Genomic DNA, 10595 nt, shown 5'->3' on the forward strand with positions numbered 1-10595 from the left:
GGACAACAGCTTCCACAGCTTCCAGACGCGAGGACGGGACACCATGACCTCCAAGAAGCCGGCAGCCCACCACTCCATGGACGAAGGGCAGGCCAGCCGCCACCAGGGGCGCCAGCACGGCTGGTCGGGCGACATCGACGCCGAGCACCAGGAACCGAACGACAGCGCCCACCGCTCCTTCCATCCCGACACCTACGCTCCCGAGCCCGGCCCGGGGCGCGAACCCGCCGCCGAGGAGCACCGCGAGGTGCCCGGGAACACCGTGCACAGCGAAGGCTCGCGCGGTGAGGACCAGGGGCCTTCCGAGAACCGACGCGACCACGGCCCGAAAGGCCCCTCCGGCCGCCCGTCGGGGTCGTACTCGCCCAAGACCCGCACCGGCATCGACCCGAAGGAGTCGGACAAACCCGAACCCGGCCACTGACCGGCCCCGCCCGAAGGCGCCTGAGCCCCGGTTCCTCCAGCGTTCCCGTCCGGTAGCGCGACGGCGTGCGCGTGCGGACGCCACTGCGCAGCCCACTCCGTAGCCCACTCCGCCGCACGCCCGCTCGCACTCGACGGGGGCACGACCGGTGCGCCACCCGATCGGGGGAACCGAGTGGCAAAGGCCGGTGGCACGCGCCCGGTCGCGCGGACACTGGGCCGGCATCGACGGGTTCGTGGTCTGGGAAGGTGTGCTGAGCGATGGGGAAGAGCGAGATCCTGCTGGCTTTGCCCGAGGGGCCGGTCCGGTCGGGAGCCGCCGGCGAACAACTCCGCCGGGTGGGAAAGGAGTTGGAGAACCGGGGCTTCGAGCTGCGCTGGGCCGCCAGCGCCCGCGACGCCCGGGCCGTGCTGCAGACCGAGGCGGGGATCGCCGCCGCCGTCGTCGCCTGGGAGCTCCCGCCCGGAGCCGGGCCCGACTCCGGCGCCGGCCCCGGGCCGGGCGGTGCCCGGGACGGTGGCGCCGCCGTGCTGCGGACGATCGGGCGGCGCTTCAAGGACCTCCCCTCCTTCCTCGTCATGTCGGACGACTCGGAGCGGGAGTTCGAGGCACTGCCGCTGTGGGTCTCGGAGGTGGTGACGGGGTACATCTGGCCCCTGGAGGACACCCCGGCCTTCGTCGCCGGCCGGGTCGAAGCCGCCGCGCGGGCCTACCACAGCGACATCCTGCCGCCATTCTTCAAAGCGCTGCGCGGGTTCGACGACGCGCACGAGTACTCCTGGCACACCCCCGCCCACTCGGGCGGCGTCGCGTTCCTCAAGTCCCCGGCCGGGCGGGCGTTCTTCGACTACTACGGCGAGCGCCTGTTCCGCACCGACCTGTCGATCTCGGTCGGCGAGCTCGGTTCCCTGTTCGAGCACAACGGCCCGATCGGCGAGGCCGAGCGCAACGCGGCCCGGGTCTTCGGGGCCGACCGCACCTACTTCGTGCTGCACGGCGACTCCACCGCCGACCGGATGGTGGGCCACTACAGCGTCACCCGGGACGAGATCGCGCTGGTGGACCGCAACTGCCACAAGTCGGTGCTGCACGGGCTGGTGATCTCCGGCGCCCGCCCGGTCTACCTGGTGCCCACCCGCAACGGGTACGGACTCGCCGGGCCCCTGCCGCCGACCGGGACGGATCCCGCGGCGGTGCGCGCCCGGATCGCGGCCAACCCGCTGGCCGCCGACGCCGTCGACGCCCAGGCGCAGTATGCCGTGATCACCAACTCGACCTACGACGGCCTCTGTTACGACACCGTCCGGACGGCCCGCGCGCTCGCACCCAGTACGCCCCGGCTGCACTTCGACGAGGCGTGGTTCGCCTACGCCCGTTTCCACCCCCTGTACGAAGGCCGCTACGGCATGGCGGTCGGCCCGGAGACCTTCGACGACCCGCTGCGGCCCACGGTCTTCTCCACCCAGTCGACGCACAAGCTGCTTGCCGCCCTCTCGCAGAGCGCGATGGTCCACGTGCGGTCGGCCCCCCGGGCACCGGTCGAGCACGAGCGGTTCAACGAGGCCTTCATGATGCACGGCACCACCTCGCCGTTCTACCCCGGGATCGCCTCGCTCGATGTCGCCACCGCCATGATGGACGGCCCGCAGGGGCAGTGGCTGATCGACGAGGCCGTCACCGAGGCCATCAGGTTCCGCCAGGCCGTCGTACGGACGGCACGGCGGATCGCCGCCGCCGGCGACCGGCCCGCGTGGTTCTTCGGCGTCTGGCAGCCGGACACCGTCACCGACCCGGCCACCGGTGAGCGCTTCGACTTCGCCGACGCCCCGGCCGCGCTGCTGAGCCGGGAGCCGAGCTGCTGGCACCTGGAACCGGGGGCGGACTGGCACGGCTTCCCCGATCTCACCGAGGGGTACTGCCTGCTCGACCCGGTCAAGGTCACGCTCACCTGCCCCGGTGTCACGGCCACCGGTCAGACGGCGGACTGGGGCGTTCCGGCCCGGATCCTGACCGCCTACCTGGCCGGCCGCGGCATCGTCGTCGAGAAGACCGACAGCTACAGTACCCTCCTCCTCTTCTCCATGGGCATCACCAAGGGCAAGTGGGGCACCCTGATGGACGCGCTGATGGACTTCAAGGCGCTGCACGACGGCGACGCCCCGGTCGACCGCGTCCTGCGCGACCTCGTCGAGCAGTACCCCCACCGTTACGCGGGCCTGACGCTCGGGCAGCTCTGCCGGCAGATGCACGAACACCTCACCGGGGCCGAGCTGATCGACGCCCTCGACACGGCGTTCCGTGAGCTGCCCGAGCCGGTCGCGCCGCCCCAGCACTGCTACCAGCAGCTGATCCGGGGCGGCACCGAGCGGCTGCCGCTGGCGCGGGCCGCCGGCCGGGTCGCGGCCGCGATGGTCACCGTCACGCCGCCCGGGATCCCGGTGCTGATGCCGGGCGAGGCGGTCGGCGGGCCCGACGGTCCACTGCTGCGCTACCTGGGGGCGCTGGAGGAGTTCGACCGGCAGTTCCCCGGGTTCCGCAGCGAGACCCACGGCGTCACGATCGACCCGGCCACCGGCGACTACCTGATCGAGTGCGTCCGCGAGCCGTGACCGGCCGCCGAAACCCGGCGCCGTGCGCCGTGTGAGCGCGGCCGGGGCAGGGGACTCTCGTGCGATGAAAACGGAAATCACCGTGCAGGTCGACGGGGCCCCGCGTCGGCTGACCGTCGACACGCGCACGACGCTGCTCGACGCCCTGCGTGAACGGCTCGGAGGGCGCTGTCACGTTGACCGAGAAGTGGGATGATCTTCGGGGCGGTCGTGGCTGGGAGGGCCTGTCGTGGGTGTCGTGTCACCGGCGTACACGAGGCACCGGTACCCGGTCGAGGTCATCTCCCACTGCGTGTGGCTGTACTTCCACTTCCCGCTCTCGTTCCGGGAGGTCGAGGAGCTGATGCTGCAGCGCGGCGTGATCGTCTCGCACGAGACGGTGCGCCGCTGGTGCGCCAAGTTCGGCCAGGCCTACGCGGACGGGCTGCGCCGCCGACGGCCCACGGCGGGCGACAAATGGCATCTCGACGAGGTCTTCATCAAGATCAACGGGGTACGGCAGTACCTGTGGCGGGCCGTCGACCAGTACGGCAACGTCCTGGACATCCTGGTCCAGTCCCGCCGGGACGCGAAGGCCGCCAAGCGCTTCATGGCCAAGCTGATGAAGAAGCAGCGCCGGGTCCCGCGGGTGCTGGTCACCGACAAGCTCCGCTCCTACGCTGTCGCCCACCGCGAGCTCATGCCCTCGGTCGAGCGCCGCTCGCACAAGGGGCTGAACAACCGGGCCGAGAACTCCCACCAGCCGACAAGGCAGCGCGAGCGCGCGATGAAAGGCTTCCGCTCCATGGGTGCGGCACAGCGGTTCCTGTCCGCGTTCAGCGGCATCTCACCCCACTTCCGCACCCGACGACATCTGCGCACCGCCGCCGAATACCGGCTTGAGATGACCATCCGCTTCACCATCTGGGACCACGTCACCGGGAACACCGGCCTGCCCGCCGCAGCCTGACCCAAGCCCCGAGACCGGCCCCATCACACCCCGATACAGCATCAGATGATCAAGCACCCGTTAACGTGACAGCACCGTGGAGACCTGCTGGACGATGTGCAGGCTGCGGCCGGGGCGCCGGGCAGCCCCGCCGACGCCTCGGTCTCCAACGAGGACCTGGCCGCAGGCCGTTACGACCGGGCGCGCTACGGAGCGGAGGTCGCCTGAGCAACCTTGGCCCTCCAGGGAAAACCAGGGGGTTTCACGGTTTCCGTGCGGTGGGCGGGAGACCGGCGGACCGGCAGGCGGCGACGGGCGGACGGCCCCGCCGCGAACGCGTCCGCCGCCGACGTCTTGCCAGCGGACCGGCCCCCTCCCTACCGTTGAATGGCGCAAGCTGACAGACCGTCTCACAACCCGTCGTGCCACCCCCACGAAGGAGCGACGATGTCCAGGACAGGTCCCCGGCGCCGACTCGGCGTCCGATCCCTTTGCACCCTCGCGGTCGCGCTCGGCCTGCTCGCCCCGGCCGCCGCCACCAGCAGCGCCGCCCCCGGAGCCACCACGGCGCTACGGGAGGTGATGTTCGTCGGCAACAACTGGGACGGCACCGCCGACGTGATCGAATCCTCCGGCGCCCTCAGCAAGGTCGGACGGATTGACGTCATCCCCGACAAGGACCAGCGGCTCGCCGAGATCTACCTCAACCCCGTCAAGCTCGGCTACTTCCTCGGCATCCGGCTCGGCCCCGGTGAGGGCCACGACCAGTTCGTCGACGACATGTACAGCACGCCGGACGGCACCGCCGTGGTCGTCTCCCGGCCCAGCTTCGCCGACGTGGTCTCCCTCGACCTCGCCACCGGGCGGGTCAACTGGCGCTTCCCGGTGGCGGGTTACCGCGCCGACCACATGGCGCTCTCGCCCGACGGCACCCGAGTGGCGGTCTCCGCCTCCACCGCCAACACCGTGCACGTCCTGGACGTCCGCACCGGCGCCGAACTCGGCTCGTTCCACACCGGGGACAAGCCGCACGAGAACATCTTCACCGACGGCGGCCGGCAGCTGTGGAACATGTCCATCGGCAACGTCGAAACCGCCCTGGACGCGCCCTGGCTGGACTGGACGAAGGGCGACCGGCACATCACCGTCGTCGACGCGGCCACCCTCACCCCGATCCGCGAGATCGACATGCGCAAGCGCCTCGACGACGCCGGCCTCGGCGGCCTCTCCAACGCCGTCCGGCCCGCCGTCTTCTCCCCGGACGGCACCCGGCTCTACTTCCAGGTGTCCTTCTTCAACGGATTCCTGGAGTACGACGTGGCCGCCGACCGGATCACCCGGGTGAAGACCCTCCCGGTCGACCCGGCCGCCAGTACCGACCGCACCACCTGGCCCAACGACTCCCGCCACCACGGCCTGTCGATGAGCCCGTCGGGCGACCGGATCTGCGTCGCGGGCACCGTGGACGACTACGCGACGGTGGTCGACCGCGCCACCCTCCAGGAGGGGCCGCTGGTGCCCGCGTCCAAACCGTATTGGGCGACGGTGAGCGGGGACGGCAAGTCCTGCCTGATCTCGGAGAGCGGCGCGGACCAGGTCACCGCCATCGACTTCGCGACCGGCCGCAAGACCGCATCGGTCGCCGTCGGCCGCCACCCCCAGCGTGTCCGCCTCGGCCACGTCCCCACCGGCTGGACCGGGCCCACGAGGCCGTAGCGCGCCGAGCCCGTGGCGGAGCGTCGGTCCTCTTCGGCGTGGCGGCGCGTTCGTCCCGGGCCAGCTTCGAGCCCTCCTTCCCCCCGATCGAGCCCCGGCACGTCCAGCACGGGCGCAGCGCGGCGTTGGCCGTGCGGGCGGCCTCCAGCTGTTCTTCGGCCTCCCGTTCCAGGCGCTCCTCGCGGTCCTGGTGGCAGGGCCAGCAGCGGCCGCCGGGGCGGCGGGTCCACTCGACCTGTCCCTGGCGGCCGTACTCCCAGGTGCTCTCCTCCTCGGGAACGTCGCCGCAGTCGATGCAGACCGGGGAGTCCATCAGCTCCTGGTGGGCCTTGTGCTCCTCGTCCTCGCGGGCGGCCTGGCGCTGGTCGTAGGCGGCCCGGTTGTTCGGGTTCTCCAGCGCCTCGATGAGGGAGTGCCGGCCCGAGCGGCCGAAGCGCCACCACACCGGCCCGAGCGGGCCGTGCTCGGCCAGCAGCTGAAGGGTGGTCGCGACGATGGGCACGGCGTCGTCGTATTCGCGCCAGCCGTCGTCGTTGTAGTCGCGGACCTCCCTGCGCCAGCGGCCGCGCCAGCAGCCGGCGGACAGGTCCCCGATCGCTTCCTGGCGGTTGGTCAGCGCGGTGGGTCCGGCGTCGGTGACGACCAGGGCGACGGGCGGGTACCCGGCGCGGGTGTGGGTGCCGGGGTAGGCGCGGCGCCACCAGTGCACCGTCCGGTCGGCCGGCTCCCGGTCGGCGAGGGCCGGGTCGTTGTCGCGGACCGTGGTGCGGAACAGCTCGCGGTACCGGGGGAACTTCGCGGCGACGTCGGCCGGGGCCATGGTGGACCGGTCGACCTCGACCATCAGCACCGGCACCCCGACCTCCGGGGCCTGCCACACGCCGTCCGGACGCACCTTGCGCCGCCCGCCCGGCAGCGGGAACTCGGTCTCGGTCAACCAGGACCGCACCGTGCCGACCCCGCCCGCGGCCCCGGGCGCGCTGCCGCCCAGGACGAACGCGAGCACGGTCTCGTTGACCGCCATCGCGTGCTGGGCACCAGTACGTCCGGCGCCCCGAGCCGTACCTCCCATCTCCGAGCGGACCATCCCGAGCACCGCAGCGGCCGCATCCAGCCCGGCAGCGCCCTCCAGCCGCCACGTCTTGTGCCGATCCCGGGTGTTGCCGTCCGAGGCGACCAGGCCATGCAACGCGAGATCGCCCAGCGCGCCGCCGCTCCCCGCTACTCGTTCGGCGGTGGACTGCTTCGCGAACGCCGGGCCGACGGCGTGACCGGCCTGGAACTCTCCACCACTGCAGCCCCCTGGGGAGAGTGAGCGGCCCCAGTGGCACGCCAGCTCAGCCGGGGATGACCCAGCTGAACCGGCTCCCCCGTGGCGGGGACGCGCTGGCCGTGCAGGACCCGACGAGGCGTGCTTCGCCCTGTCAGAGCTGCGTCCATTGTCGGCGGGGGAGCAGCTGCCGCCGTGGGAGTAGTAGCGCAGACGCCGGCACCGGGGTGGTCGGCGTCCGCGCTGCCCTGGCGCAGCCAGTTGTCATCGACGCCGTCCGTGCAGGCGGCGAAGCCACCGCAACCCCCGCCCGCGACCGCGACCGCGACCGCGGGACCGTAGTCACTCCCCCACCGGCCCGAGTCCAGCCAGCCCGGTGGCCTCCACCCGCCCTCGGGGTGGAGGCCACCGCCACACCGTGCGGTCGGGGACCGCCAGGCACTGTGCCGTGGTGCGGACATGCGCGCGGGTGAGCCGGCCCTCGGTACGCATGGCGAGCAGACGGCGCACCACGGGAGCGCGCAGGACCTTCAACGACGCCACGTCCAGAGCGGGCTCGGCCCCGGCCGGCGCAGAGCCGAGCGGCTCCTGCGCGAGCTCGGCCACCCCGGCGACCACGACGACGTCGCCCTCCTGATCGCCCGGGTACGGCCCGACGGGTCGGGAAGCGGCCCGTCATGAACGATGGAGCGGCCGGGACGCCGATCGGGTGAGGGAGATGGTTTCCACCTTTCACTCCGCGATGCTTCGACTGCGGAGAGTTGTTGGTGGCCTAGCGTGATGACGCACCATCCCCGAGCGCCGGCCCCTGGCCTGGGTGGTCTGCCATGGCCGAAAGGGAATGACCATGCACGTTGTCTCCAGCCGCACCCCGCTCACCAGGGCCGCCCTCGCAGCCTGTGCGGTGTCGGTGCTGCTCTCACCGTCCGCGATCGCTGCCCGGGCGGAAGCCGGCACACCTGGGGGCGGCCGGGGCGCGGTGGTCACTCTGAGGACCGCGAGAGTCGGGGCACCCGGGAACCCGTCGGTCGCCGTGGTGCCGTTCACCGACGCGATCTACCAGTCCTGCGCCGACGCGCCACCGGACTCGACGGACTGCCTGACGGTCGGTAGCGTCGGCGCCCCCTACGAGATCGGACAGCTCGAGGTCACCGTGGGCCAGTGGGTGGCCTTCCTGAACACGGTCGACCGCCGCGGGCGCGATCCGCACGACCTGTACGACCGGAGCGAGAGCGCGGCGGCCTGGCCCAAGTACGGCCCGATCAAGTTCTCGCCCACCGCGGCCGCCGGCCACCACTACTCCGTGGCCTACCCCGAGTGGGCGGATAAACCGTACGGCTTCGCCGACTTCCTCAGGGCGGCCCGGTTCGTCAACTCCCTCTACAACGGACGTCTGGTCTCCAGGCGGACCGACACCAGCGGCGGCTTCGAGTACGTCACCTACCAGGTGGAACTATCGACGCAGACCGAACGCGGGATGTACGACCTCGCCCGGCCCGACGCCACCCGCGCCCACGACTCCGGCTTCGTGGTGCCCAGTCAGGACGAATGGATCAAGGCCGCCTACTACGACCCCAACGGCGGCGGCACCTACTCCTACTGGAAGTACCCGACCAACCCCGGCGTCTTCGGCGACGGCGACGCGAGCGCACCGTCACCCACCGTCCTCGACCCCGCCACGGGCGACGTCACGAACGCCGCCACCCAGCCGCTCGCCTCCTACCACGCCACCAACCAGCCCGCCCCGAGCTGGTGCCCCGGCCAGGTGCAACCGGCCGTCTGCTCGACCGTCAACCCCTTCGGACTGGACCCCCTCGCCTACCGCGCGTTCTACCAGGGCAGCCTCAGCACCGTCGGCCAGGCCCGGACCACCTCCCCGTGGGGCACCCTCGACCAGGGTGGCAACGCGGTCGAGTGGACCGACACCATCACCCCCGCACCCGCCGGTGGCGACTCCGCCCGGGTCTGGCGCCGGCAGCACGGAGGAGTCTCCAACGCTCCGGCCTACCAGATGTGGCCGTCCGCCGTCGGTCTGGAACCACAGGACAATCCCTTCTTCAGCCACGTCTATCCCTGGCTCGGGTTCCGGATCGGCGTGATCGGCGACCGCAGCCCCTGGGCCCCCTGACTCCCTGACACCCTGTCGGCGCCGTCGGACGGTAGCGGCGCGGGCAGACCGCCACAGCGGCGGACACGGCACGGACAGCGTCCCGGGCGCGCCGAAGCGACAGGCAACGGCGTGGCAGTACCCGGGGCTTGCGCGTGAACATGGCGGGCGTCCACGCAACGAGGAGCACAGGCGCAGCCAGCGGCGAAGGGTGTCAAGAGTCCGGCGTCGGCCGATGAACCCAGGGAAACCGGTCCGTCCGCACGCGGGCGCTGCAAGACGCGGGTGCGACGGTCGGTGGCATGCCTGTGCCAGTCGGGCGTGGGAGGGGAACCGTGCTCGGCCAGCAGCTGAAGGGTGGCGGCCACGATGGGCACGGCGTCGTCGTACTCGCGCCAACCGTCCTTTGCGGTGCGGTGCGGGAGCCGCACCCGCGGTGCGGTGCGCGCGGAGCCCGCGCGGCCTGTCCATAGGCGCGCCGCGCGCTGCTTGGGAGCGTGCCCGGCAGGTTCTGCGACCAAGGTTGCGGGGCCGTGCTGACATCTCACCGGCAGCGTTCTCACAGCCCCGGCAACCGGCTGACACCCTGCCGCCACCCGGCTGACATCCCCTGACAGCGCCCGGGTGGCCCGTCGATCGCCCGGTTCCGCAACCGGGTGCAGGCGCCCTTCCAGGAGCCGTACCCGGCGGGCAGGTACACCCACTGTGAGCCCACCACCCGGATCACCCTCGGCTGACTGAGGTCCTTGAGCAGCCGCTCACGTGACCGGCGCGAGCGTGGGGTAGACGTCCCGCCAGCGGTAGCGGGAGCTGTGATGGTGCCAGTGCACGTAGCCGGTCATGAAGCGGTCGAGGTGGGAACGTTGCTCGTCGCCGGCCAGCCGGTGGAGGCGGCGGTGGGTGGCCCGTGCTCCGGCGAGGGTTTCGCGGTAGGCGTCGAGGTAGGAGATCTTGCGTGTCATGGCGTGGCGATAGATCCGGCTGGCCAGGAAGTCGTCTCCGTCGACCGCCTCCTTGTAGAACGACAGCAGGTCGTTGAAGTCGTTGAGGAAGTCGACGCTGGGGCTCAGCGCCGCCGCCCAGAACCGCCGGTTGCTGCGGCTGTCCAAACAGGGGGCGGCGAACTGGAGCGCGGTGGAGAAGAGTTCGCAGTGGCCCGAGCGCACCCGGACGGACTCGGTGTCGATGTCGTCGCACGCGTCCGCGGTGAACTCGCCTTCCATCAGGACACCCGTCATCGCGTTGTAGAAGAACATCTTGTAGGTGGCGAGGAACGTGGCGTCGCAGAACCGGCCCAGGTCGTCGAACATGTACCGGGCGTACCGGGCGTTGGGCGATGACGAGCCCCGTTCGGGCAGCATCCCGGCCTGCAGGATGGCCTCGAACTCCACACGGTCACGCGCGCAAACGTCGTCGACGTAGGCGAAGAACGTCCAGGCCCGGCTAAGGGCGTCCGCCAGTAGGTGCCGAGCTAATCGGTAGTAGCAGGGCAGGCACGGTTCGCCCGATCATGGAGTTCTCTACGCTTCATGATCACCGGG

The 10595-nt window shown here is 71.6% G+C and carries 9 protein-coding genes; 7 read left to right on the forward strand and 2 right to left on the reverse strand.

Annotated elements, in window-relative coordinates; translation table 11 throughout:
* Positions 1-43: 43 nt before the first annotated feature.
* The 4 genes from ACZ52J_RS40580 to ACZ52J_RS40595 all read left to right on the forward strand — a co-directional run bounded on the left by ACZ52J_RS40580 (position 44) and on the right by ACZ52J_RS40595 (position 5677).
* The gene (locus tag ACZ52J_RS40580; protein ID WP_465626223.1) at positions 44-424 is read left to right on the forward strand and encodes a hypothetical protein; all 381 of its coding nucleotides are present in this window, start codon (positions 44-46) and stop codon (positions 422-424) included.
* A 260-nt stretch (positions 425-684) separates the two neighbouring features.
* Positions 685-3033, forward strand: a complete 2349-nt coding sequence (locus ACZ52J_RS40585) for an Orn/Lys/Arg family decarboxylase (protein WP_465626225.1) — start codon at positions 685-687, stop codon at positions 3031-3033.
* 229 nt (positions 3034-3262) lie between these two features.
* Positions 3263-3982, forward strand: a complete 720-nt coding sequence (locus tag ACZ52J_RS40590; RefSeq protein ID WP_465626227.1) for an IS6 family transposase — start codon at positions 3263-3265, stop codon at positions 3980-3982.
* Positions 3983-4408: 426 nt separating this feature from the next.
* Positions 4409-5677: a YncE family protein gene (locus ACZ52J_RS40595; RefSeq protein ID WP_465626229.1), complete on the forward strand. Its 1269-nt coding sequence runs from the start codon at positions 4409-4411 to the stop codon at positions 5675-5677.
* Here ACZ52J_RS40595 and ACZ52J_RS40600 read toward each other — a convergent pair.
* Positions 5559-6866 (reverse strand): replication-relaxation family protein, encoded by a 1308-nt coding sequence (locus ACZ52J_RS40600; protein ID WP_465626231.1) that lies wholly within the window; start codon positions 6864-6866, stop codon positions 5559-5561. The two genes, ACZ52J_RS40595 and ACZ52J_RS40600, sit on opposite strands and share 119 nt — an antisense overlap.
* On the opposite strand from ACZ52J_RS40600, the gene ACZ52J_RS40605 reads away from it, so the two are divergent.
* The 3 genes from ACZ52J_RS40605 (at position 6861) to ACZ52J_RS40615 (ending at position 9075) form a co-directional block, all read left to right on the forward strand.
* Positions 6861-6992 (forward strand): hypothetical protein, encoded by a 132-nt coding sequence (locus tag ACZ52J_RS40605; protein ID WP_465626233.1) that lies wholly within the window; start codon positions 6861-6863, stop codon positions 6990-6992. The genes ACZ52J_RS40600 and ACZ52J_RS40605 overlap by 6 nt on opposite strands.
* A gap of 414 nt (positions 6993-7406) precedes the next feature.
* Positions 7407-7628, forward strand: a complete 222-nt coding sequence (locus ACZ52J_RS40610) for a hypothetical protein (protein ID WP_465626235.1) — start codon at positions 7407-7409, stop codon at positions 7626-7628.
* Between the two features lie 166 nt (positions 7629-7794).
* Entirely contained in the window at positions 7795-9075 is a 1281-nt protein-coding gene (locus tag ACZ52J_RS40615) for a hypothetical protein (RefSeq protein ID WP_465626237.1), read from the forward strand.
* A gap of 737 nt (positions 9076-9812) precedes the next feature.
* Here ACZ52J_RS40615 and ACZ52J_RS40620 read toward each other — a convergent pair.
* The gene (locus ACZ52J_RS40620; RefSeq protein WP_465626239.1) at positions 9813-10445 is read right to left on the reverse strand and encodes a hypothetical protein; all 633 of its coding nucleotides are present in this window, start codon (positions 10443-10445) and stop codon (positions 9813-9815) included.
* Positions 10446-10595: the final 150 nt, after the last annotated feature.

It is taken from the genome of Kitasatospora sp. NPDC034035, assembly GCF_055575755.1.

Coding starts and splice junctions, on each gene's coding strand:
- ACZ52J_RS40580 (WP_465626223.1), top strand. CDS start 44: ATGACCTCCAAGAAGCCGGCAGCCCACCACTCCATGGACGAAGGGCAG.
- ACZ52J_RS40585 (WP_465626225.1), top strand. CDS start 685: ATGGGGAAGAGCGAGATCCTGCTGGCTTTGCCCGAGGGGCCGGTCCGG.
- ACZ52J_RS40595 (WP_465626229.1), top strand. CDS start 4,409: ATGTCCAGGACAGGTCCCCGGCGCCGACTCGGCGTCCGATCCCTTTGC.
- ACZ52J_RS40605 (WP_465626233.1), top strand. CDS start 6,861: ATGCAACGCGAGATCGCCCAGCGCGCCGCCGCTCCCCGCTACTCGTTC.
- ACZ52J_RS40610 (WP_465626235.1), top strand. CDS start 7,407: ATGCGCGCGGGTGAGCCGGCCCTCGGTACGCATGGCGAGCAGACGGCG.
- ACZ52J_RS40615 (WP_465626237.1), top strand. CDS start 7,795: ATGCACGTTGTCTCCAGCCGCACCCCGCTCACCAGGGCCGCCCTCGCA.